This window comes from Firmicutes bacterium HGW-Firmicutes-1, from assembly GCA_002841625.1.
GTDB lineage: Bacteria > Bacillota > Clostridia > Lachnospirales > Vallitaleaceae > HGW-1.
In genome coordinates, this window is the sequence record PHAG01000009.1 from 127,448 (window position 1) to 152,476 (window position 25,029).

Annotated in this window: 24 protein-coding genes; 16 read left to right on the forward strand and 8 right to left on the reverse strand. The window is 33.1% G+C overall.

The genetic code is table 11. The features are described from left to right. Nucleotides 1-265: 265 nt before the first annotated feature. The gene (locus CVU84_11640; GenBank protein ID PKM94106.1) at nucleotides 266-469 is read left to right on the forward strand and encodes an XRE family transcriptional regulator; all 204 of its coding nucleotides are present in this window, start codon (nucleotides 266-268) and stop codon (nucleotides 467-469) included. A 71-nt stretch (nucleotides 470-540) separates the two neighbouring features. Beyond that, nucleotides 541-759 carry a hypothetical protein gene (locus tag CVU84_11645; protein ID PKM94107.1) on the forward strand — a complete coding sequence of 73 codons (219 nt, stop codon included), beginning with the start codon at nucleotides 541-543 and terminating at the stop codon, nucleotides 757-759. Nucleotides 760-825: 66 nt separating this feature from the next. Here CVU84_11645 and CVU84_11650 read toward each other — a convergent pair whose 3' ends face one another. The 3 genes from CVU84_11650 to CVU84_11660 form a co-directional block, all read right to left on the reverse strand. After that, nucleotides 826-1,641 (reverse strand): MerR family transcriptional regulator, encoded by an 816-nt coding sequence (locus tag CVU84_11650; GenBank protein ID PKM94108.1) that lies wholly within the window; start codon nucleotides 1,639-1,641, stop codon nucleotides 826-828. A 72-nt stretch (nucleotides 1,642-1,713) separates the two neighbouring features. Beyond that, a complete protein-coding gene (locus CVU84_11655) occupies nucleotides 1,714-2,457 on the reverse strand; it encodes an ABC transporter permease (GenBank protein ID PKM94109.1) in 744 nt (247 codons plus the stop codon). Next, nucleotides 2,454-3,194 carry an ABC transporter ATP-binding protein gene (locus CVU84_11660; protein PKM94110.1) on the reverse strand — a complete coding sequence of 247 codons (741 nt, stop codon included), beginning with the start codon at nucleotides 3,192-3,194 and terminating at the stop codon, nucleotides 2,454-2,456. Before CVU84_11660 ends, CVU84_11655 begins: the two co-directional genes overlap by 4 nt. 242 nt (nucleotides 3,195-3,436) lie before the next feature. On the opposite strand from CVU84_11660, the gene CVU84_11665 reads away from it, so the two are divergent. Together CVU84_11665 and CVU84_11670 are read left to right on the forward strand one after the other, a co-directional pair. Beyond that, nucleotides 3,437-4,264 (forward strand): DegV family protein, encoded by an 828-nt coding sequence (locus tag CVU84_11665; GenBank protein ID PKM94111.1) that lies wholly within the window; start codon nucleotides 3,437-3,439, stop codon nucleotides 4,262-4,264. Nucleotides 4,265-4,341: 77 nt separating this feature from the next. Next, nucleotides 4,342-4,758: a secondary thiamine-phosphate synthase enzyme gene (locus CVU84_11670; protein PKM94112.1), complete on the forward strand. Its 417-nt coding sequence runs from the start codon at nucleotides 4,342-4,344 to the stop codon at nucleotides 4,756-4,758. 16 nt (nucleotides 4,759-4,774) lie between these two features. Here the strand turns inward: CVU84_11670 and CVU84_11675 are convergent, their stop codons facing one another. Next, the gene (locus tag CVU84_11675; protein PKM94113.1) at nucleotides 4,775-5,476 is read right to left on the reverse strand and encodes a hypothetical protein; all 702 of its coding nucleotides are present in this window, start codon (nucleotides 5,474-5,476) and stop codon (nucleotides 4,775-4,777) included. A gap of 115 nt (nucleotides 5,477-5,591) precedes the next feature. On the opposite strand from CVU84_11675, the gene CVU84_11680 reads away from it, so the two are divergent. From CVU84_11680 to CVU84_11715, 8 genes are all read left to right on the forward strand, one after another. Further along, nucleotides 5,592-6,602, forward strand: a complete 1,011-nt coding sequence (locus CVU84_11680; protein ID PKM94114.1) for a hypothetical protein — start codon at nucleotides 5,592-5,594, stop codon at nucleotides 6,600-6,602. Between the two features lie 372 nt (nucleotides 6,603-6,974). Continuing rightward, the gene (locus CVU84_11685; GenBank protein ID PKM94115.1) at nucleotides 6,975-8,477 is read left to right on the forward strand and encodes a D-xylose ABC transporter ATP-binding protein; all 1,503 of its coding nucleotides are present in this window, start codon (nucleotides 6,975-6,977) and stop codon (nucleotides 8,475-8,477) included. Then, nucleotides 8,477-9,442, forward strand: coding sequence for a ribose ABC transporter permease (locus tag CVU84_11690; GenBank protein ID PKM94116.1), 966 nt, complete (start codon nucleotides 8,477-8,479; stop codon nucleotides 9,440-9,442). The genes CVU84_11685 and CVU84_11690 overlap by 1 nt, the downstream gene beginning before the upstream one ends. 63 nt (nucleotides 9,443-9,505) lie before the next feature. Then, the gene (locus CVU84_11695) at nucleotides 9,506-10,486 is read left to right on the forward strand and encodes a sugar ABC transporter substrate-binding protein (protein ID PKM94117.1); all 981 of its coding nucleotides are present in this window, start codon (nucleotides 9,506-9,508) and stop codon (nucleotides 10,484-10,486) included. 215 nt (nucleotides 10,487-10,701) lie between these two features. Beyond that, entirely contained in the window at nucleotides 10,702-12,237 is a 1,536-nt protein-coding gene (locus CVU84_11700) for a hypothetical protein (GenBank protein PKM94118.1), read from the forward strand. Between the two features lie 67 nt (nucleotides 12,238-12,304). After that, complete coding sequence (locus CVU84_11705) at nucleotides 12,305-13,888, forward strand: hypothetical protein (protein PKM94119.1); 1,584 nt, start codon at nucleotides 12,305-12,307, stop codon at nucleotides 13,886-13,888. Between the two features lie 31 nt (nucleotides 13,889-13,919). Then, nucleotides 13,920-15,686 (forward strand): hypothetical protein, encoded by a 1,767-nt coding sequence (locus CVU84_11710; protein ID PKM94120.1) that lies wholly within the window; start codon nucleotides 13,920-13,922, stop codon nucleotides 15,684-15,686. 894 nt (nucleotides 15,687-16,580) lie between these two features. Beyond that, a complete protein-coding gene (locus CVU84_11715) occupies nucleotides 16,581-17,765 on the forward strand; it encodes a DNA polymerase IV (protein PKM94121.1) in 1,185 nt (394 codons plus the stop codon). Between the two features lie 7 nt (nucleotides 17,766-17,772). Here the strand turns inward: CVU84_11715 and CVU84_11720 are convergent, their stop codons facing one another. The 3 genes from CVU84_11720 to CVU84_11730 form a co-directional block, all read right to left on the reverse strand. Continuing rightward, entirely contained in the window at nucleotides 17,773-19,512 is a 1,740-nt protein-coding gene (locus tag CVU84_11720) for an ABC transporter ATP-binding protein (GenBank protein PKM94122.1), read from the reverse strand. Between the two features lie 215 nt (nucleotides 19,513-19,727). Continuing rightward, on the reverse strand, nucleotides 19,728-20,009 hold the full coding sequence (locus CVU84_11725) for a DUF4491 domain-containing protein (protein ID PKM94123.1): 282 nt from the start codon (nucleotides 20,007-20,009) through the stop codon (nucleotides 19,728-19,730). A 43-nt stretch (nucleotides 20,010-20,052) separates the two neighbouring features. After that, nucleotides 20,053-20,433, reverse strand: a complete 381-nt coding sequence (locus CVU84_11730) for a DUF454 domain-containing protein (GenBank protein ID PKM94124.1) — start codon at nucleotides 20,431-20,433, stop codon at nucleotides 20,053-20,055. Nucleotides 20,434-20,757: 324 nt separating this feature from the next. Between CVU84_11730 and CVU84_11735 the strand changes: the two genes are divergently transcribed. Further along, complete coding sequence (locus CVU84_11735) at nucleotides 20,758-21,558, forward strand: hypothetical protein (protein PKM94125.1); 801 nt, start codon at nucleotides 20,758-20,760, stop codon at nucleotides 21,556-21,558. Nucleotides 21,559-21,671: 113 nt separating this feature from the next. Here CVU84_11735 and CVU84_11740 read toward each other — a convergent pair whose 3' ends face one another. After that, nucleotides 21,672-22,970: an alkaline phosphatase family protein gene (locus CVU84_11740; GenBank protein ID PKM94126.1), complete on the reverse strand. Its 1,299-nt coding sequence runs from the start codon at nucleotides 22,968-22,970 to the stop codon at nucleotides 21,672-21,674. Nucleotides 22,971-23,117: 147 nt separating this feature from the next. Here CVU84_11740 and CVU84_11745 point away from each other — a divergent pair, with 147 nt between their 5' ends. The 3 genes from CVU84_11745 (at nucleotide 23,118) to CVU84_11755 (ending at nucleotide 25,008) form a co-directional block, all read left to right on the forward strand. Next, nucleotides 23,118-23,582: a hypothetical protein gene (locus CVU84_11745; protein PKM94127.1), complete on the forward strand. Its 465-nt coding sequence runs from the start codon at nucleotides 23,118-23,120 to the stop codon at nucleotides 23,580-23,582. 102 nt (nucleotides 23,583-23,684) lie between these two features. Next, complete coding sequence (locus CVU84_11750; protein PKM94128.1) at nucleotides 23,685-24,314, forward strand: single-stranded DNA-binding protein; 630 nt, start codon at nucleotides 23,685-23,687, stop codon at nucleotides 24,312-24,314. A gap of 163 nt (nucleotides 24,315-24,477) precedes the next feature. Then, on the forward strand, nucleotides 24,478-25,008 hold the full coding sequence (locus tag CVU84_11755) for a cob(I)yrinic acid a,c-diamide adenosyltransferase (GenBank protein PKM94129.1): 531 nt from the start codon (nucleotides 24,478-24,480) through the stop codon (nucleotides 25,006-25,008). The last annotated feature ends 21 nt before the right edge of the window (nucleotides 25,009-25,029 follow it).

Consider the following 25,029-nt stretch of genomic DNA (forward strand, 5'->3'; position numbering starts at 1 on the left):
GTATTCATTCAAAGCTTAAGAACTGATAAATAAGAATTGTTTTCACAATTTATACCTGTTTTTATTATTTAATATTGCACAGACTAAAATATGTTCTAATAACATTTTAGTTATAAAAGAAATTATCCGATAATAAAATATGTGGTTCGCCCTCATGAACCATTATTAGTGTATTATTTTATGAAATGGTATATTTTAATAGGACATTTAGTCGACGGTTACCATTGCCTGTAAATTACACAATTATCACATGTGATTAGGTAGGATGATAAAAATGACAATTCGAATTATTGTGAAAGAAATACGTTTGAAAAAAGATTTGTCTTTAAGAGATTTAGAAAAAAAATGCGGTATAGCAAAATCTACACTTTCTAACATTGAGAATAATAATACTGATGCTAAGGTGTCAACACTTTGTAAAATAGCAAAGGGTATTGGGTGTTCCTTAGACGAATTAGTGAAATACTGAATAATACGAGCTCTTATAAACCTAAAACTTTGCATTGGAATTGAATGCATTGTTTATATGCGTAGTTGTAATTGGGGGTGAAGGCTATAATTGGTATAGAATACATACGAGGATTGTCTGTTGACAAACTTGCAAAAGTACTAATTAGAAGCTGCCCATCGGATATTGGTTTAAAGAATCTTGATCAATGTCCAATTGTTAAATGTACTATATGTTGGATTAATGCATTGGAAAGTGAAGTCGATGAAGAAGCAATTAGGTGTTTGATACAGGTATATGAGGATATTTAGTCCTATTGATGATAACCTAAAGCAAAGAAAAAAGATGGTACAAATTCATACCATCTCTCGCTATCCCTACACCTTAACTTTTACAGGCACTTGAATCTCAGTCAACCAATCTTCATTACTTTCCTTATTCCAAATACCATCGATAAAAGACTCTCGAGGAAAATCAAGAATATCATATTGATTTTCTTCGATCCATTTAAAAATATAAGAGTATGCATCCCTTAAGGTTTCATAGGGTCCCTTATGAAGTGCACATGCTGCTAGTGGTACTTCGGGGATAACTTTAAACTTAAGAATCTCCGTATCTTTCTTCATCTCTGAAATCGCTTCACAGATCTCCACATCAATATCATGTTCCTTATACTCACCATCATGATAAATATTAAAGCAATACTCGGGAACAGCGCATACACAACCTACATTTTCCATTTCTTTTGCCATCACATTTGGACACAAATCAAAAAACGTATCATAGCTAGGGACAATCTGGCGCATTGAAGCCACGATGACTTCCGGAAGTGGTTTAATAACTGTAGTATACATAGAAAATTCAGCTCCTTTCATTAAATTGAAATAACTTCGTATTTGCATCAGTTTAGACTGTTCTTCACCGATTTGATTTAAAATATCCTGTTCCTTGAGTTTTAAAAACAGCTCCAGTGACTCTGGATTATTGAGACTTGCTTTAATGTCATTGAGAGCAAGCCCCATTTGCTTTAAAGTTATGATTTTATGCAATCTGGGCAACTGATCCGACGTATAATATCGATAACCAGTGAATGGATCAACAAATTCAGGTTTAAGAAGTCCAATCTCATCATAGTGTCTGAGTGTTTTAGTTGTAATTTTATTAATGTTTGAAAACGTCCCTATAGAGAACATGAAATCACCGTCCTATTTCCTTAGTTAAGAACAGTATAAAGCTTACCCTAGGGGCAATGTCAACTACTATATCTAATCCCAACGAAAGAATTTAACGGAAAGACTTAAGCTAACAACTCCGACAACAATTAAAAGAAGAATGGAGATTACTAGATGATCAATCGGCTGACCTAAAGAAACGCCCTTTAATAGTTTAATCCCTTGAGTTAGTGGTAATACATTGGACACAGTTTGCAGACTTTTAGGTAATATTTCATAGGGTATTGTTGCTCCTGATAAAAAGAGCATTGGAAAGTAAATTATCGTACAGGTAAAATTAGCTGTTTTCATATTAGGAGCAAGGCTTGCAATCATTCCACCAAGAGAGAAAATTGCAAATGTAAGTAGGAAGTAAGCTAAAATAAAGTGGAAAATAGATCCAATCATATGGTATCCAAAAAAAACCTTTAGCACAAGCCAGACTCCAATAGCTGACACAATTGCAATGAATAGGCTAATCATAATTTGTGCTAATAGAAGCTGTAGCGGGCTGATAGGAGTCACTTTAAATCTTTTTAATATGTGTTTATGTCTATAATCTGCTAGATTAAGAGGTAAACCCATAAGACCACAAGCACAAATACCAATAGATATGAGCGCCCCAAAAGCTTGCTGATTTTTAGTAAAGACCGCACCTCCATAGGCTAGTTGATCTCCATTTATGAATCCTAGCAATAGTGCCATAGCCATTGGAAACAAGACTCCAAAGAAAATTGCTGAAAATTCTCTTGAAGCCAGTAACATTTCAGTTTTTAAAAGTGCTTTTAAAGATTTCATATTTTACATACCTCCTGTTCAGTAAAAAACAAATAAGCTTCTTCAAGGGTGCGTTGACCACTTGTGGTAATCACTCTATCAGGAGTGTCAAGTATGGTGGAGATCCCATTTTTCAAGATGCATATGCGGTCACAAAGATATTCAACTTCATCCATGTAATGTGAAGTTAAAAAAACTGTGACACCTTGATCTCTTAACATTTCAATATACTTCCAGATTTCTCTACGTGCTTTAGGATCTAAGCCAGTGGTTAATTCATCTAGAAATACGATCTCTGGCTCATGAATAAACGCTAGAAGGATGGATAACTTTTGCTTTTCACCACCAGATAATTCTGAGATGAAATGACTGTATTTATCTTTTAAGGATAAGGTAGTTAGAAGTTCCTTCCAATCCAGAGTGTGGGTATAAAAACTGGAAGTTAATTCGCAAATTTCTTTTACCTTAAGCCTGTCTTGATAATGTCCTTGTTGGAATTGAACGCCCACTTTTTCGAATAATTTCTTTCGATCCTTTTTAGGATCCATATCAAGTAATTGTATGGATCCTTCTTCATAATCCTTTGTTCCTAAAATACATTCAATGGTTGTTGATTTTCCTGCACCATTATGCCCAAGCAAACCGAAAATTTCGCCTTTTTGGATCTCTAGATTTAGATCTTTAACAGCCTGTAGGTCCTTATATGATTTTGAGAGTCTTTGAACAGTTAAAACAATTGGCTGGTTATTTTCAAACATATTTTACCTCCTATTCCTGATTATTTAGTTGCTTATTAGGAAGTATAAAGCTTTACCTAAGGTCAAAGTCAAGAGGTGAAATCATAAATTATTTTGGTCATTAAAATTTTTTTAATAATTGGAACGCCAACGGTGCTAATATCTTGATTAGTACCATAAGTTGCTTTATAATAACTTTAATGATCAATTTGTTAGAACTCAACAAATAAATGTATGCCAATCATAAATAAGGAGAAACAATAATGTCCAATATCCAAATAGTTACAGACAGCACAGCTTATATGCTACGAGAACAGGCGATAGAGAAAGAAATTGAAATAGTACCATTATCCGTTTACTTCAACGGTACGGTAACAAATGAAGGATTTCCAGGAGAGTTTAATGACTTCTTTGAAGCTTTAATGACCTCAAAAGATTTCCCCACTACATCTCAACCTTCGGCTGAAGCATTTAAAAGTGTTTATGAAAAAGCACTTGCCTGTGACAAGGAAGTCATAGTAATCGTAATCTCCTCAAAACTGAGTGGAACTTATAATAGTGCATCTGTTGCAGCAAAGATGGTTGATGAAAATCGTATATCGGTAATTGATTCAGAAACAACTGCATCTAACCTTAGAATCCTAGTAGAGCGAGCAAAAGAATTATCAGAAGAAGGAAAACCGAGAGAAGAGATTGTAAAAATAATCAATGAAGAAAAGAGTAGGATGAGTATTAATTTAACAGTGGATACCTTAGATTATCTAAAAAAAGGTGGAAGATTAACAGATATTCAGGCCTTTATTGGTTCGATTCTCAATATTAAACCTATCATTGCCCTTGTAGAAGGGAAACTTGTTCCAGTAGGTAAGGCAAGAGGGAAAAGTAAGGCAATTGATATGATGGTTTCAAATATTCCAATGGATGTGAAAATAATAAGTATTTGCCAAATATCTGCCCTGGAAGAAGCAGAACAGATAAAACATATACTGTCTTCAAAGTTTGCGCATGCGCATATAAACATAGATGATTTAGGTCCAGTCATTGGAGCTCATTTAGGACCTAAAGCTATAGGAATATGTTTTACTTGGTAAGATATTTAAACCGAATACGGAGGGTTAGTAACATTGGCTATTTAAGCTATATAAGAAAAAAAGGGAGGTAATATTGCATGAAGTCTTACAGAAAAGAATTGAATTTTAATATTCCAACAAGAAGAGGGTATGTAAATATTACCCAGCAGGTTCAACAATGTATTCATGAAAGTGGGGTTAAAGAAGGTCTTGTACTTGCAAATGCGATGAACATTACAGCAAGTGTTTTTATAAATGATGATGAATCAGGATTACATCAAGACTTTGAAAAATGGTTAGAAGTATTAGCACCTGAAAAACCCCATAGCCAATATAAACACAATGGTTATGAAGACAATGCGGATGCCCATTTAAAAAGGCAATTGATGGGGAGAGAAGTGGTTGTTGCGATAACAAATGGCAAGTTAGATTTTGGGACTTGGGAACAAATCTTTTATGGCGAGTATGATGGTAAGCGACAAAAACGAGTGCTTGTTAAAATTATTGGAGAGTAGAGTTTTAATTAGTGTATCATTTGAGCAAGGCTCTTCTTTGTTTCCAATCGGGCATATAGTTTTGAACAAAAGCATAAAAATCTTTGCTATGATTTGGATGTACAAAATGAGCTAATTCATGCAAGATCACATATTCAATTGCCTCAAGAGGTTTTTTGATAAGTTCTAAATTGAGTTGGATTGTATTTTTGGTGGTAAAGCAAGTTCCCCATCGGGATTTCATTTTTCTAATCTTTAATATCGGTAACTTTGTTATGTAGGGATTCACCTTTATCCATTCTTGATTTAATAGCTCTTGAAAAATTACAGTTGCTTGCTCTCTTAACCACGTTTGATAGAGGTTTTGTTTTTTCATTGTATTCATTTCATCCTTTACATGAAATTGTAGTATATTCTTATGAAGAACAATTTCTTCTTGAAGACACTCAATGACTTTGATTGGATAAAGTTGGCCTAAGTAATATAGTTGGTCACCAGTGATGAAGCCATTTGATTTAGGTTTAAGATTATCCTTTTCTTGAAATTGAAGAATGCTCTGAATAATCCAATCAGCTTTGTTTTTTAATACTGATTCGATATAAGATTGGGATACATTTTTATGAGCAGAAACATAAACAATTCCATTGGGTTTTATTCGAATATTAATGTTTTTAACATTTTTACGTTGGACCTCATAAGGTATGGTGAATTCATTATAAATGAGTTTATAGGCTTTCATGATACTCCTATCTTCAATAAAAATTTGTATAGCGATATCTATTTTATCAGAATTATGCAATTACCACAATATGCAACCAATAAGGATCAAATGACACAAATGAAGGAGGTATCGTATGTTTGTTGATTTTCATTATTATACTATTTATACGCTATGTTGCTTAGCTGGAATGGATTCTGCTTGCAGTAAAAAGGTAGCCTATTCGTCCCAACATACAGATGATACAAAATATGGGCATGAATTGAATTTTACAAGTGGAGGTAGATATCAACAAACAATGTCTGCACATAAGTACCTTGATTTTAAATTCTTTAGCAAGAAGGTAGGATACGATATATTGTTACCATTTCACTTTTTGCCATGTGCTGAGGGGGATGAATTTGAGGATAGACTCATTTGTAAAAAGAATAGTCTGATTGCATTGGAATTGCTAAAGGATACCTTGAAAACATTAGACAAACCCTTTGGAATGTATAGACTTGGGGTTACGCTTCATGTTTATGCTGATACATGGTCGCATCACAATTTTGTAGGATTATTGAAAAAGCAAAATGAAATATCGAACTTAACGTATATCAATGAGGATGTGGGCCTATTGAAAAATTTTATTGCTCCATTGGTTCCACCTATTTCCCATGGACAAGCATTAGAGGCGCCAGATACATCCTATCTTCAATGGAAATATTCAGGACATAAAAGCAATGAACAAATAGAGAATAATAATACTGAGAAATTTATTGATGCAGCATATCACATATATTCTTATTTGACAGAAGAGGTTTACCCGGTGATACCTAATCTTTTTCCTAATAAGCCAAAGAAATGGGAACAAATAAAAAGTAAATTAGATAGGATGTTATCCTATAAAGGTTCCATTGATGACTGTCAGCAAAAATGGCATGAGGAGATCAAGAATAATTACTTTGGGTTTTCTTCCAATGTTTATTATGATGATCGTGAGTGGTTCAGGGAAGCAGTTGAAGTTACTCAAATTGACTTTTTTGAGCTATATGATAAGAAACCATACTTTGAGATAAGTAACTGGAAGTATTTTCACGATGCGTTAGCCTATCATAGCTTTTATATTAAACATGAACTATTGCCTCAGTATGGCATATTTACATAATCTTTTGATAAACAGTTCTATGCATGAAGGAATTTGCTAGAGCTGTTTTTTATTTAACCGAATGGAATTAGTTCCCCCACTTCTTAAGTGGGGGAACTAATTCCAACAACGGTGGGGTTCAAGCCCCCTCCGATGTGCAAGCGAAGATTGTATTCGGTTACGAAACCGTAGCGAATGCGGAGGTTTTAACCTTGACCTAAAGAGAAGAGAAGGGTTTGTTATATTGACGTGGAGAGTATCTTTGGTAATTTGAAAATGTAATCTTAATAATTGACAGTAAAAATGAATATTTTTCTGTTAGAAGTTAGCCAAGACATGATATTCTATGAATGAAAACTATAAAGACTAATTCACAGAATAGGAAGGGGTAAGATGGACAATTATTTAGTAGAACTAACAGGAATAAGCAAATCCTTTCCAGGTGTTAAAGCATTGGATCATGTAAATTTAACCTTGAAGCCTGGTGAAGTTGTTGGACTATTAGGTGAAAACGGTGCAGGAAAATCTACATTAATGAAAATTTTGTCTGGGGTTATCCAAAAAGATGAAGGATCAATAAAGATAAAAGGACAAGAAGTTCATTTTTCAACTCCTAAAGAGGCAGAAAGCTTTGGCATTGCAATTATTCATCAGGAATTAAACTTATGTAGACATCTTACTGTTGCAGAAAATATTTTTTTAACAAGAGAAGAAACAAGGGTTGGAATTCTACGTAAGAAAGAAACGAATAATAAAGCAAAAGTCATATTAGACTCTTTGAACCTAGATATACAACCAACGGACATTGTCGGTTCGTTACAAGTATCTAAACAACAAATGGTAGAAATATCCAAAGCATTATCGATTGATGCAGATATCATTATAATGGATGAACCAACGTCTGCATTAACAGAAAAAGAGATTGATGAATTATTTAGGATTATAAATCATTTAAAAGCACAAAACAAAGGAATCATATACATATCCCATCGCTTAGAAGAACTCGTTCATATCGTCGATCGAGTTACCATATTAAGGGATGGTCAATATATTACAACAATGGATTATAAGCAAGAGTTATTACCACAAGTAATTTCCCATATGGTAGGAAGAGAAATCAAAGATAAATTCCCCAAGGTGCATTGTGAAATTGGAGAGGAAGTATTTTCTGTTAAGAATTTTTCTACACCTAATGGTGTGAAATCAGTTCATTTTAGCGTGAAAAAAGGTGAAATTGTTGCCTTTGCCGGGCTCATGGGTGCTGGAAGATCAGAACTAGTGCGAGCCATTTTTGGTGCTGATAAAAAAAACAGCGGTGAGATTTATTTGAATGGAGAGGCCATTACGATTAAATCCCCGAGAGATGCAATTCGTCATGGCATTTACTGTGTACCAGAAGATCGTAAGAAAGATGGTTTATGCATTAAAATGTCAGTTAAACATAACATCACCCTACCTAATTTAGATATGACTGCCACTTTAGATGTGATTCATCCCCAGAAGGAAGCACATCTTACCGCTAAGATTATTGAAAAGTTAGGCATACGAACTCCCTCCCAAGAGCAACTCGTAAAAAATCTTAGCGGTGGCAATCAACAAAAAATCGTCGTTGGGAAGTGGCTTGCTAGAGATGCTAAGGTTATCTTCTTTGATGAACCTACACGTGGTATCGATGTAGCTGCTAAAATTGAAATCTATAATTTAATGAATCAATTGAAGGAACAAGGCATAGCTGTGATATATGTTTCATCTGAATTACCTGAGGTGTTAGGATTATCTGATAGGGTACTGGTTATGTGTAACGGTAACTTAAGAGCTGAGCTTAAGACAGAAGAAACAAACCAAGAAGAAATACTCTTTTATGCAACCCAATATGAATCAACGGAGGTAAGTTAATGAGCGCGCAGGAGGGAACAATTAAGAAGGGCATCACTTTATCTCGAAGTGTAAAGCAATTCATATCAACACTTAGCGGGTTAGTCGTTTTGTTGGTGATATTTGGTATAGGGAATCGTAACTTTGTAACAACTGGAAATTTATTAAATGTAGCAGTTCAAACAACACCGATTTTATTGATTGCAATTGGGCAAACCTTTGTACTCATTTCAGGCGGTATTGATTTATCCATTGGATCTAACATTGCCTTAGCAGGTATCATGACAGCAATGCTGATGAAAGCCGGTGTACCGGTTCCAATTGCCATTTTAGCGGGTCTTATATCTGCAGCAATTGTTGGGATCACCAATGGTGTATTAGTTTCCTATGGAAAACTACCACCATTCATAGTTACACTGGGCACAATGACAGCAGTTAGAGGGATTACACTTACATTAACTAAGGGGATTCCAATTAGTGGATTGCCAGAGAGTTTCAATGCTATTGGTATTAGTAAGACATTCGGAATCCCTAATCCTATATACATAATGATTATATTTATTATTATTTTTGGATTCATATTAGCTAAAACCAAAACGGGTAGATATACCTATGCATTAGGCAGCAATGCAGAAGCGGCTAGACTTTCAGGTGTTAATTCAAGCATGGCCTTAATTAAAGTATATATGTTCAGTGCAATTTTAGCTGGAGTTGCAGGATTGGTTATGGCAGCACGTATTATTTCAGCACCACCTACTGCAGGGATGGGTTATGAGTTAGATGCAGTAGCAGCATCGGTAATCGGAGGCGCAAGTACTATGGGCGGGGAAGGAACGATAGCTGGAACAGTCATTGGTGCATTTATCATAAGTGTTTTAAGGAACGGCCTGAATTTAATGGGTATTTCACCATTTATTCAACAAATAGTGATTGGTGTAGTGATTGTAGCAGCAGTGTTTTTTGATAAAATTAGACACAATGACTAATTTACCAGTGTATTTTATTAGCGAAGTCTATTAAAATAAAGATTAAATAGGAGGATATGAACTATGAAAAAGTTATTTGTATTGGGGTTAGCAATGATTATGGTATTATCTATGGTAGGTTGTAGCGAAAAACCAGCTGAAACAACCACGCCACCAGCAGAAGAAACAACTGATGGGGGAGCAGCAAAACAACTAACAATAACATTAATTACAATGGATTCAATGGACGAGCATTGGCTTAAAGTTAAAAATGGTGCTGAAGATGCAGCAGCAGAACTTGGTAATGTAAAGATTATTTTCGATGCACCTCAAACAAAAGTAGATGCAACCGTTCAAGCACAGTTGGTTGAAAATGCAATTGTGAACAAATCTGATGCGATTATGTTAGCAGCATTAGACAAAGAAGCTTTAAAACCAGTAGTTGAAAAAGCAAAAGCAGCAGGAATTCCTGTCATATTTGTTGACTCTGGTGTGAATACAGATCAATATGATGCATTCTTCTCAACAAACAATGGTGCAGCAGCAGAAACAGCAGCAGTAGAATTGGCAACTTTAATTGGTGAAAAAGGTAAAATTGCAATCATTAATGCACAAGCTGGAGCTGGTACTACAATGACACGCGAAAATGATTTCGCAGCAAAAATCAAAGCTGATTATCCAAATATTGAAATCGTTGGTGTTCAATACTCTGATGGTGACAAACAAAAAGCTTTGAATTATGCAACAGACTTTATGACTCAATATCCTGATTTAGTTGGATTTTATGCTTGTAACGAAGGAGCAACTGTAGGTGTTGGTAATGCAGTAGACCAATCAGGTAAGAGTGATTCCATTAGTGTTGTAGGTTTTGACTTTTCAGCTGATGTGAAAGGCTTAATTGAAAAAGGTGCTATCAAGGCATCAATGGTTCAAAATCCATATGTAATGGGTAATGAAGGTGTTAAAGCAGCTGTTAAAATCATTAATGGCGAAGCAATTAATCCTAAAGATGTGGACACAGGCGTTACAGTTGCTAGAAAAGATAATTTAACAGAAATTAAATAATATATTTATAGAAATTTGCAATTTCCTTTCAAATGATAAAATCCCCTTTTGGGGATTTTATCATTTGTTGATGGGATAATAACGTGGAAATTAAGATTTTAATGGGGCGCAGCCGATTTTCTTATGATATAATAATGTTAAGGAAGTTAAAGGACAAGAAAGAGTTATGTATTAATGAATCCATCCTAATCAAAATAACAAAGAGGAATTCACTTATGAAGCAATCACATTCATATGATTTCATCATCAAAATTTTAATGGCTGCAATCATGACCCTGCTTTTTACTACATCGATTATTAGTATTTATAATCAAACATATAAAAGTACACCACCACCGATCCAAGTTAATCAAAAACAAGATGAAAATAGCATTAAGCTGAATCAAAAGGTTTTGACAAAGCTTGATGAATTGATTCCATTAAAGTTTTATGTTATTGGTGAGCGACCTTTAGATTTTGAGCTTATATTAACGAAAGCCAATACTTTATTAAACGAACTCATAGGAGTTCAATTAACAGTTGAATTTATGAGTGAAAAGGATGTTTCGATTGACTATCAAACCATTTTTGCAGGTGGAGCAGATTTTGATTTGATTTCCGTATATCCTTATCATTATAATACTTTTGCTACTAAATATGCCTATATGAATTTAACAGAAGATATGCTTAGAAAGTGTACACCTCAGTTATTTCTTTCTGAACTCGACAACGTTAGAGTCAATCAGATGATTTATGCTGTCCCATCAAGAGCCCATCTAGAAAATTCTACAGTTCTACTTCTAAGAGGTGACCTTGCCAAAGAATATGGACTAAAGAGTATAACAACGATTGACGAATTAGAGCATTATATGCAGCTTATAAAAAACAATGAAGAGAATATAGTTCCTTTTGATGTTGGTCTAAGTGGATTCGATCTAATTCAATTATTATGCACCCAACCACATGATATAACTATTTATGATAGTTATTGGATTGGAATGAATCAATTTAACGAAGAAAACAAAGTAGTATGGCTACCAGAAACCTCATATTTTAAAGAGTATTTATATACGATTAAACTATGGAAGGATTATAGCTACATCCCAGACAATGCCTCTAGTAAGAAGATTGTCCTTAATGATAGCTTCCGTGAGGGAAGTTCAGCCATCGCAATCGGAAATGTTTTTGATATGGAAAATTTAAAAAGAGAAGTTCTTAATATACATCCGGAATACGAGCCGATTATCGTAACGATGGGTGATAAAAAATTAAAAAATTATTATGAACCAATACATAATGGAATAGCAATTAAAAATGGTTCCCAATATGCTGCGAAGTCGCTTATGTTCGTAGAACAACTAAGAACCAATGAGACATTATTTCAATTATTGAATTATGGCATTGAAGGTATTCATTATTCGATATCACAAGATGGATTTTACATACCAACAGTAGATAGTTATAAATACCCTATTTATAATAATAATATTTGGTGCACAACAGACCAATTTAGGTTGCCTTATCACTTTGAAAGTCCTAACATTATTCCATTTAATCAGTTAGAGGATGTAAAGTCATCAATGGTGGCAACTAGTATGAATTTACAAAAGTTGGATCTATTAAAGCTAGAATTGGTTCAGCAAACGTATGGGTATCCATTGTCTTTAGGGGTATATGAATACAGGGGTAGCGATAATAATTCTTATATTTCACAGATGGAACAAGTGGGTTTTAGGGCATATTTAAATAAAATAAAAGAAATTCACCAGTAATAATGATGGTTGGAAATATAATATCTCCATACTCCTAAACGGAACAAGATAAAAGGATGGCAAATATATGTTCAAATTATTAATTGTTGATGACGAGTTTATCACGAGAAAAGGTATTATTGGACAAATTGATTTTAAAATATTTGATATAGAAGCTATTGAAGAGGCCGATGATGGATTAAGGGCATTGGAAGTAGCTAAAGTATTCAAACCAGATATTGTTATTTCAGATATTAAAATGCCGAGAATGGATGGCATGACTTTTGCATTTGAACTAAAAAAAATATTGCCGAGCTGTCGGATTATTTTTATGAGTGCTTATACGGATCTTGATTATTATCGAAGTGCTATTAAGTTAAATGCGATTAGTTATATTGAAAAACCAATTGATCTCGACGAAATGAAGGCAGCCGTTAAAAATGCTGTCGAAGATCTAATGCAGTATCTTAAATTCAAAAATATGTCTTCTAAAATGAATCAATTGGTGCTTGATAATCGTGATGTACTCAAAAGTCAATTATCAGCCTTATTAATAAATAATAAAGTAAATCTGTCTGAGCTAAATGAAAAGGCAGAAGCGCTAGGATATGAGTTATATACAACGGGAAGTTATATTTCAATCATAGTAACCCAATATACAAAAGGACATTTAGATCCCTATGAGCTAGATACCTCAAAGAATAAAGCAAATCTTATTCTAAAGAATTATTTTCAGCCACTCAATTGTTATAAGGTATGGCATTACAAAGGGAATATGATTGTTATTAATTTGATAGCCAGTAAAAATGATCAAATTATTTTATCTCCAAATCGACTTAAGGGTATATTTGAAGGTATATATGACGCTTTACAGGAATTTTGCAAACCTAGCATAGCCATTGGCAAGCTAGTGACGAAAGCTAGTGATGCATATCAATCCTACCTAAGTGCTGCGATAACCTTGGAAAGACTATTTTATAAAGAAGGTAAGCTAGTAGCTGTGTACGAACAGAAACATCTTAGTAGTAGTTATAAATATAAAGCTGAATTATTAGGTGATTTTAATAAATTACTTGAGAAAGCTGAGCCAACAGAATGTGTTCTCTTTGTAAAGCAGCTTACAAAGAATATTCAAGTTAATACAGATTCAACAAAAAATATGATTAAAGACATTTACTTTCAATTAGCTCAAATTGTAGATCATTTTATGGATGTTTCCAATCAAGATCAGCAAGAGCATTTGACTTGGGATGCAATTGCATCTATGGTCAGCCTTAAGGAACTCGAAAAGTATCTTCTTGATAAAACGCGTCATTATTTTGATACTCTGAAGGAGCAAAGCGTTATGAATTCTATGGCCTTAAGAGTGAAACAGTATGTTCAACTACATTATGATGATATGACCTTATCTATTGATTCAATCGCACAGGAATTGGGTGTTTCTAACCCTTATTTATGCGCGGTATTTAAGAAAGAAACGAATCAAACCATTAATAAATACATAACAAATTATCGAGTAGAAAAATCAAAAGCATTGCTCAAGGATTTTACCTTAAGAATTGAAGATGTGGCAAGCCAAGTGGGCTATGGAGACAGTGATTATTTTTCTAAAGTATTTAAAAAAAATGCATTGTGCACACCTACTGAGTATCGTAAAAAATACGTAGTGTAAATTTACAGAAACCTATTGAGGAAGCTTGCCTATGATTAAATATTTTAGAAATCTAAAACTAAAAAACAAGTTGTTAATCTCTTATTTGATATTTATTGTGTTGCCTCTAAGTGTTTTTGGAAAACTAACTTTTCAAGAAATTTCTGAGATATTAGAAAATCGAATCATTTACTCTGCGACGCAAGCTTTTAATCAAGGAACGGAATATTTGTCCTATAAGATTGATAAGATTATCAATGTATCTGACAATATTGCGGTTAATTTAGATGTGAAAAATATTCTTCAAAGAGATATAACAAATAATACAACTGCAGGTAAACATGAAGATCTTAATTATTTAAGAGCTTACCTTAGTTCTTTTCAAGATGACAAAGATATTCATAATATTTGTATTTATGTTCGAGATGAATTGCTGCATTCTAATGAGGATGACGATATTAGTTCTATTAGTAATGCTGTGCAAGCAAAGTGGTATAGTCAATTAACAGGTGCTGGGTCAAGGGTTTTTATGGTACCGCCTGCTTTTTATAATGACCCCAAAAAAAATGAAGGGGTTATTTTATCTGTTGCAAGACGCATAACAAGTTCAACCAATTATATTGAAGTGATTGGGTATTTACGCATAGACTTTCTGGAAAAGAGCATTCAAGATATTCTGTCTAAATCAAATTCCGTTAGTGGAAGTCTCACTTATATACGTAATCGTGATGATCGTATTGTTAGTGCTACAGATTTTGAATTATTAGGGACGTATCGTTTATCTTTAGCAGATATAAAAGCTTTAGATGGTGTAGAGGATTGGAGAATTCTGACCATAAATGATCAAGCGACCTATGTTCGTACAAGAACCATAAAAGATACGGATTGGACCATAGTAACCGTTATACCATCTGAGGACATATTTAGAGAAGTTAGTAATTTAAGTCGACTCATGGTTGCATTTCTAATCATCATTATACCTATTGCATTAGGCTTTTCTATTTTCCTAAGCTATAGAATTACAAAACGACTTAGTAAGCTTTCAAACAAAATGAAAATGGCTACTGAAAATGTATTTGATGCCTATAACGAAGAAGGCGATCGAACAGATGAGATTGGTGAGTTAGCTTCAAGCTATAATTATATGGTAAAGCGTATAGCGACCTTAGGACAAGAACAATATAAACTTGGGCAAAGTATTAAAAGTGCAGAATTAGAGTTATTGCAGGCACAAATTAATCCTCATTTTTTATACAATACCATGGATATGATTAATTGGATGTCTTATGATAATAGAGGTGAAGAAATTAGGAAGATTACAAAATCGTTATCTACCTTTTATAAGCTTAGCTTAAGTAAAGGCAATCATGTTATTCCGATATCAGATGAGTTAAAGCATGTGAGCTTATATATGGAAATTCAAAATTATAGACTACAAAATGTAGTGGATTTTAAAATTGAGTGTGATGATCGATTGAAAGGGTATATGATTCCTAAAATCACACTTCAGCCAATTGTTGAAAATGCTGTATTACATGGTATCTTATTTAAAGAAAGTAAAATTGGCTTTGTACATATTACCTGTAATGAAATAGAAAATAATCAGATTCAGATTATTGTTGAGGATAATGGAGTTGGAATGAACGAAGAACAACTTAAACATTTGATGGAGTATGACAGTAAACAGGAAAGTGGTTATGGTCTTAAGAATATTCATACAAGATTAATGCTGACGTTTAATGAAAAAAGTGGTTTGGAAATTGAAAGTGAAGAGGGAGTTGGAACCAAAGTTACAGTTTTAATTCCAAAAATATTATGAAATGAACTATAGAAGTATATTTTGAATACTTTTTCTGATTTGTACAGATACTACTTTTGATTATATAATAAAGGAGGTGTCTCAAGTGGCAGGAAAAGCTAAACAATACGTAGATCAAAGTTTGACATCTGTACAAACTACTGTTAACACACTACAACAAGCACTTAATTCTGCAGAAAAGCCAGATAACAAAAACAAGATTCAACAAGCCATAGATTTACTTGGTTCTGCGCAGCAAGAATTATCTGGATATCAAGATTAACAAATTATGTTTAACCTAAAACACTTTATTCTTATTCATTAGAGTATAGTGTTTTTTTCGTAGCTTCTATCGTACCAGTTGATTCTAATGCTTAGTATCCTAAATCAAAAGATCCACTACTCAAAAGTCTAGGTGCTGCTGCTTATAAAGGAATGGCACTTGGTGAAATCACCTATAAATTAGGTGGAAGTGGAACGGGTACAGGACTGATTCAGAAGGCACCCAAACAACTACAAAAGAATATAATAAAGCGGCTTTTTCTCCATACAAATGAAACTTACTAAAGATGGACATGTTATTTTTAGCTATGAAACAAAGGCGAAGATTAATCATATATTTTACTTCAAAGGGGATTTATAAGAAACCAATTATACCCAAATAAGTAAATTCGAAATTACGCTATGAGAACTTAATGGTAAAGAAAGACGAGAAGGTTACCGGAACAAATGTTCTTGATGTGTTGTGAAATGTATGATAAAATTAATAAAAGAAATAACTCGAGGTTGAAGCTGATCTTATTGAAAGCATAGATAAAGTAGAGAAGGATATTAGTAATTCGAAGAAATAATAATTAGAGATATTAATATTCCAAATGCTAAATGAATCATGCAAAAAAATAACGGATATGTGATGTGATCAAGGTGAATCTAAGTTACAAAAGTCAAATACTACATATAGATATGAATGCATTTTTTGCCTCATGTGAGCAAGCTGTGAATCCAGAGCTTAGAAAAACACCACTTATAGTAGGTGGGGATCCTTATAAACGCACTGGTATTGTTTTGGCTGCAAGTTACGATGCTAAACATTGTGGCGTGAAAACAACGATGGCATTACATGAGGCGGCTAAGCTATGTCCAAATGCAACTTTCATAAAGCCCTCTGGAGGACTTTATGAAAAAATGTCCAAGCAAGTGATGGCAATTTTTGACCAATATACACCCGCAATGGAACAAGTATCTATTGATGAAGCTTTTTTGGATATGACAGGAACGGAAAGCTTATTCGGGAATATTTTACAGGTAGCCGAGATCATTCAGCTGCGGATTTTACAAGAATTGGAATTGCCATGTTCAGTGGGGATTTCCTCTAATAAGCTACTAGCGAAAATGGCATCCGATTATAAAAAGCCTATGGGAATTACCACCATCTACCCCCATGAGGTTCAAGAAAAATTATGGCCTTTGAAGGTTTCTGATCTCTATGGTGTTGGAAAGAAATCGGTTATAAAGCTAAATCAAATAGGAGTAAAGACCATTGGGCACTTAGCTAAAATTCCGATGGATGTTCTAATCAGTCATTTTGGTAACAGTACTGCACAAATGATGATTTTACATGCAAATGGGATTGATGATTCATTGGTAGAACCTGTAAGTGAAGGTGTAAAAAGTGTGAGCAATGAATTAACTTTTCCGAAGGATTTGACTCAACTTAAAGATATTTGCAGGGAATTATTGGTTTTATCGGATAAAGTAGCGTATAGATTGAGAAAGAAGAACCTCAAAGGGAAAACCATTGGTATTAAGGTTAAGTTTTTTGATTTTACTGTGATTACGCGAGCTAAAACCATTGATGTAATGACAGACTCAACAGACCGTATTTATCAGGTGGTAAGAGAACTTATGATAGCCAATCAATTTAATAAACCGATTCGATTGTTGGGTGTTACAGTCTCAAATTTTGACAATGAGGAAATCCAACAATTATCGCTTTTCAATCAAGAGATTAGTACCAATAAACTAGATTATATGGTAGATGAAATTAGAAAGAAACATGGGTATAGTGCTGTGAAAAGAGCGACCATACTTGAAAAGTAAACACGATTTAAAGTAACTTAATCAGTTCTTCTAATTCTGCAGCGTAAACTTTTGCAAGCTCTAAATCAGTATCTTTTAAAGCCAATTCTATTTTGGTTTCAACTGATTTTTTCTTTTGTTCAATTTCTAAATAGTCTCTATCAAAATGATTAGCATAAATCATCTTTCTGAATTTTCGTATACTCATTTTTCTAATCGTCTTCTCTTCAATGATTAAAACAAAATCCATACAGTTTACTATAGAATAAAAATCATGAGAGATCATTAGAATTGCACCTTTATAGTTTTCGATGGCTTTTTCCAGTGCTATTTGTGAATAGGTATCTAAATGACTAATCGGTTCATCAAGAAGTAACAGGTTTGCTTTACTAGCAGAAATTTTAGCCAATTGAAGCATGTTTTTTTCTCCACCAGATAAAGAGCCTATCTTTTGATTAAGGATTTCGGCCTCAAAGCCATAATTTGAAATATAGGATCTAATCTCTTCATAAGTTTTGAACTGGGCACCTAGGAACTCATTAAGTATTGTATTAGACTCATTTAGTATTTCACCTTGAAGCTGAGATAAATAAGCCACAACAATATCTTTATTTATTTCAATAGAAGGATGATTGTTTTTAAATATTTCTCGGAGTAAAGTCGTTTTCCCGGTACCATTTGAACCAATAAGGGCTACTTTATCATTGGATTTAATCTCAAAGTTAATATTTTCTAGAAGCATATCATCAAAGGCAACACTGTAATCAGTAACTTTTAAAGCAATGGTTTCTGCAATGGAATGATCAGTAACGAAACTGATATCCGGTTGTTTAATATCTACAAAGGGCGCTTTAATTCTACGCGCTTCTAATCTTTCTTGAACTTTAACTCTAGCTTTTAGAGATTTCCCTCTAGCAGCTTCAGAATTATGAGTTGCTATAGACCTTAGTTTATGGATTAAGAGCTCATTTCTCTCAATTTCTTCATCATCAGCAATAGCAAGTTCTTGTGACTCAATTTTGCTTTGAAGTAATGAGAAGTTATAATCAATATATCTTCCATCAAACTCTTGGAGCTCCATGTTTTCAAGATGAATAATTTTATTAAAACAATGGTTCAATAGATATCTGTTGTGCGTAATAATTAGCAATATTCCTTTGTGTGAATTAATTAGATTTTTAAGAGCATTCAGGTTTTCAAAGTCTAAAAACACATCGGGTTCATCCATAATCAATAATTCTGGATTATGAAGCATTTCCTTAATCACTTGAATAAGTTTGAATTCCCCACCACTAAGTTCAGATACCTTTAGGTTTTCCTGCTTGATTAGATTTGCTAAATTCAATTTTTTATTGATATTGCTTTCGAAATCATTTCCACCCATTGCATCAAATGCATCAAAAGCTTGTTGGTACTTTTCTAGTAAAGAATCAATATCCGAAGATATTTCCATTTCAGTACAAATAGATGCTATTTCATTTTGTAGCTTAATAAATTCTTCCCCTATATATTCGAAAACTGTAGTTTCTTTTGTTTTGTCTAGTTGTGAGAACTGACTTACATATCCAATACTACAATTTGGGTCCATCTCTAATTTTCCATCGAACATATATCTTTCTGGATCGATAATAATATCTACCAGTGTACTTTTTCCACTGCCACTTGATCCTATAAAAGCACAATGTTGACTATCTTCTAATGTAAATGAAATCTTATTATAAAGATCCTTTTGCGGAAATGAGTAGGATAAGTTGTTAATTTTTATCATATTATGACCTCTCTATATCACTAAAAAAGAGCCTATAAGAATAGGCTCTTCAATATATAATTTTCCCAATCGAAATTTAGCAATTGATTATTATGTAGTAAAGACATTCTTTTGAGTTTACCGTTGCTAGTATAACACTTTTTACGACTAATTTCAATCATTTATATGAAAGCTTTTCATGATATCGGTATCATATAATAGAAAGGGCTTATCTACTATCTATTAGGATTTTTAGGAAACCAGCCCCTTACTACTCGTTGTTCTTGTTCATAGATTTCATGAATAGCCCATAAAGATGTAAAACCGATAATGCCGATAATGGTTGATTTAATAGTATCTTTTATTAAAAGAGAGAAAAAAATAGCAGCGAATCCAAATATTAAAAAAACAGGCCAACATTTTTTCCCAAAATAATACTCGCTTTTTATAACAATGGGATGAAATATACCAATGATAAAAAAAGCTAAAAAACCAACTATGATACCATAATAATTCAAAAGATAACCACCTTTCAAAATACAAAAATGAATTTACTAATTCTTAACTGTTGTTCTCATCAATTGAGAGTGTTTTTATTCTAATGAATACGATTGTTTTGATGATCATTAGAATTATGATAATAACCCTTACAAGGAATACATCATTAACAGCCATCAGATAAAGGAGTATACAATAAAAAGGCAATAGAATTCTAAGCTTCGTTTTTAAAGTTAAACCTCTTTTTTCTTTTAATTGAACTAAGTGTTTTTTATATAACGATGTGCTTTCAAACCACTTCCTCATTTTTGAAGAACCTTTGATAAAACAATAGGAAGAAAAAACTAAAAAAGGTGTTGTAGGGAGTAATGGAAGTATTATCCCAACTACCCCTATTGACATCGATAAAATCCCAAGGGCTATAAAACCAGCATTCTTATACATTTATGTTTCCTGTCTACGTAATACTTAATATGGTTGCTAAGATTATTTCCCAATTATCGATAAATATACCTTATATAAGCTTAGAAATGGCGCAAAAGCTTAATAAAATTACAGCAGGCTAAGGTATAAGAAACCTATTATACCCAAATAAATAAAGGGCTTGTGTAACTGTTCAACAGAACAAATTACACAAAGCCCTTTATAAATTCACCTATCAATAATCGTAGTGAAATTATTTTCACTGTTGAGAGATCCCTAATATATGAGGTATAGTATTTAGAGACTGCTTTTCAATTACATAATAATTATTTACGGGAGAAAATTATGAAATATGAATTATTAGCAACTGATTTAGATGGTACATTATTGACTTCAGAGGATTATCGTATTACTGAAGAAAATCAAGAAGCTTTAAAATATGCAAGAAGTAAAGGTGTTAAGATCGTTATTTGTACAGGAAGGTCGATTAAATCAACAAAACAATTTATTGAGGCAGTTGAAGGATATGAGGTCACCGATTATTTTGTAGGCTTTAATGGATCGGTAGTGACGAACCTAAACGGTGACACGATTTTCAGAAAGCCCATACAAAAAGAAGTTCTAATGGGGTTAATAGATATTGGTAGGAATGAAGATGTCGATGTCCACGTTTATAATGATACCGAGATAAAAGTAGAAAGATATAATGATAGAATTAAGGAATACGAAATTCACTCGGCTACAACAGCAGTATTAGTAGATGATTTAAAAAAGGAAGAATTTTCTCTAAAGCTTTTATATAATTGTGGTGACAATGAAAGACTTATAAGGATGAAAAAGAAAATACAAGAAAAGTATAAGGATGAAGTGTTTGTATTCTTTACAATGCCAGATTACCTAGAAGTATTAAGCAGTCATGCTAATAAAGGATTAGCTCTTGAATATTTAGCAAAGCACCTAGGGATTGATGCTGAAAAGGTGATTGCTATCGGTGATAACGAAAATGATTCTTATATGATTCGCTATGCCGGCGTTGGTGTTTGCATGAAAAATGGAAGAGAATCCGTCCAAGAGATTGCTGATTATGTGACCGAAAAAACGAACAATGAGAGTGGAGTAGCAGAAGTAATTAGAAAATTTGTATAAGCGGATCATTCTCTTGAGAAATATGGTTGGTGAAAAAAGAATGATTAAAATGATTGTCTTTAGTATAATAATAGACCCTGCAAAAAGGGTCTATTTATGTCGATATAATTTTTTTAATTTATGAACTCCTCAAGTACACGTCCATCAACATTCTCCATTTTTAATCCCAATATCCTTGCAAAGGTTGGTCCTTCATCAATGATACAAGCTGAATCCAAACAAACACCCCGTTTTATTCTATTACCTTTTGCAAATAACAATGTCTTTAAATCCTTATGGTTAGGATCTTGTCCATGATCAGATTTAAAACAATTATCGATAGTGGTACGATTCTTTATCATTGTATCTGCAATATCATTTCTAAACACAAAGCCATCTCTTGGTTCAATCATAAAATCAAAGTCACCTAATAACTGATGTTTTTCTAAAACCTCTTTTTTTGAATAGAGTTTTTTCACAAATGTATTTGGCATAACTGCAAGTTTATCTATTGATTCAGAAATATTAGCGCGAGTTATTTCATCACATTGCTTATTAATGTGAATTTGTACACTGCCGCCGCAAGAATTCGCATAAGCATTCCAGGAAGTGATGTCTTTGTTCTTATCTGTTGAAAGAAATCCTTCTTTTTCGAAATAAGTGTTCAAATATACTACATCATTAAATTCTGAACAACCATGATCGCCAAGCAAAATGAATGTAGTATTTTCATATGTTCCAGCTTTTTTTGTAGCTTCAATAATGTTTCCTATTCTACCATCTAGTCGTTCAAGAATAGTTTTTATACTAGGCGCATGAAGTCCTTGTACATGTCGCTCGTGATCTAGTTCAATAAAATGCATACAAAGCAAATGAGGTTTCTTTTTCAAAATCATTTGTGTTGCAACACCTTCAACAAAATTATCTAGAAATGGTTGCTTTTTACCTTTAGACTTTGAAGCATTCATAGCAATAATTGGAAGTGTATTTTTACTAGCAAACTTTAAATATAAGGATACATAGCTTTCTCCTGTTTCTGACCAAATTTCTGGACAGTTATATGTGATTGGAGCAGCAGCCATAACCGGCCATAAAACGTTCGCGGAAATAAGCCCTGCTTTATTTGTATAGTCAAATAGTGTAGGAACCTTAATGTCTTTTTCAAACCAATACCAATCTTGTGCTTTGTATCTTTCGGGTTGTATTTTTTCATTTGCATAAATACCATGCTTGCCAGGATATACACCAGTAATAATTGAAGTATGACAGGTATAAGTCACAGTTGGATAAACACTACGAACTTCCTTTACGTAAGAGCCTTCTTCAAGAAAGGATTTAAAGTTTGGTAAGGTCTTAATAACTTCAAAGTCTTGCATGTTTAAGGCATCTAGACTGATAATAATTAAATGTTGATTTGAATGATTTTTTGACATTAGGATTCTCCTTATAGGGTACTGCCATTATTATACTCTAAATCTTCATGAAATAAAATATTGAAGTTGCATAGAATATTTACAAGGTAATGAGGAAAAATAGAGCATATGAACAATCTAGGGTGAGAATAATAGGAGGTATTATATATGAATAAAATGGTGCTGGTTGGAAGTGATGATAATAACAGTCTTTTCATGTTACTGGAGGAGCTGCAAGAGACTATGAAATCAAAATGGGAAATAAAATCGATAGGCAGTAATCTTATTGATATTACTTACTATGATGATTCAAATATAAATCTAAAATATTTAATCATTAATATTGATTTACATGCTAAATTTGATTTATCTGCTTATGAGGGTTACAAGGTTATTACCGTAGGCTTCAATAAGAAGGCCAGTGTTACAGTATCAAGTGTTGAAGATGAAGAAATTGTATTTTGTATTCAGAGAGAAATTGATTTATCAAGTCAAATAATTGAACCACAAGAATTCGTTATGAAAGGTGCTCTTTTTTCAAGAGGAGATACATTGAATGGAATATTTGCGTTTACCACACTGCTTCTAAGTAAAGAATATAACACCTCTCAATATACCACTATTTCTAATTAGAGGGCTTAAGAAAAAGAATTTGAAATATGCTTCTAAATAATAGTCTATAAGAATAAAAATAGTTATAGACTTAATGAAAAGGTATGGTGGAGGGCAGATTTAATGGATGAAAATATTATTAGAAACAATCAGGTAAATATTATTGGAGAGGTTCACTCAGGCTTTGAATTTAGCCATGAGGTTTACGGAGAGGGTTTCTACAACTTTTATGTATTGGTACCAAGGCTAAGCGAAAATGAAGATGTCATACCTATAACTGTTTCTGAAAGGCTCATAGATATTCATAGCGATCATATTGGTGAAATTGTAGATGTTACAGGACAGTTTCGTTCCTATAATAGACATCTGGAAGGTAAAAACAGATTGGTGTTAACTGTTTTTGCAAGAGAACTAACCTTAGTCGGAGATGAAGAAATCGTTAAAAACCCAAATTTTATTTTTTTAGATGGGTACATATGTAAGCCACCTTTATATAGAACGACTCCTTTTGGGAGAGAAATAACTGATGTTTTATTAGCAGTCAACAGACCTTATAATAAATCTGATTATATTCCATGTATTTGCTGGGGAAGAAATGCTAAATATGCCAGCGAATTTAAGGTGGGAAACAAAATGAGGATATGGGGAAGAATACAAAGTAGAAGCTATCAAAAAAGAGTTGGTGATGAACAATACGTACATAAAGTAGCCTATGAGGTTTCTATTTCTAAAATTGAGCAGGAAGATAAATGATGTATTTACATAGACAATGAGAGTTGCATAATAAGAATATGCAATTCTCGAGATAATAATATATGAAATGTACTTTGTTTTTAAATATTCATTACAAAAGATTGACTTTTTTGGTTGATAAGCTTAGAGTTAGGCTTAGGAACTTTTGTAAAGGAGATTGAGTATGGAGCTTGGATTGGTACATGTATATTGTGGATACGGGAAGGGGAAGACAACTTCTGCCATAGGACAAGGCATTCGGTCAACAGGAAGAGGATTTAAGGTCATTATGATACAATTTTTAAAAGGTGGACCCTCAGGGGAGTTAAAAACTCTTGCTAAACTTGAACCTGATTTCAAGGTATTTAGATTTGAAAAAGAAAGAGGTTTTTATAAGAATTTAACTTTTACAGAACTGGAAGAGCTAAAAATGGAAATTGAAAATGCGATGAAATTTGCAAAAAAAATATTCGATACGAAAGAATGTGACGTCCTCATTCTCGACGAAATTTTAGGCGTGATAGAAAATAATATATTTAGCGAAGAAAATTTAATAACATTTATTAAATGCAAACCACATAATATGGAATTAATTTTAACAGGAAGAAAACTCCCTGATGGACTAAATGAAATTGCAGATTATATTTCAGAGATCAAGGCTATCAAGCACCCTTATGAAAAAGGTATATTAGCACGCGAAGGCATTGAATATTAAAAATAAATGATCGAACTAAAA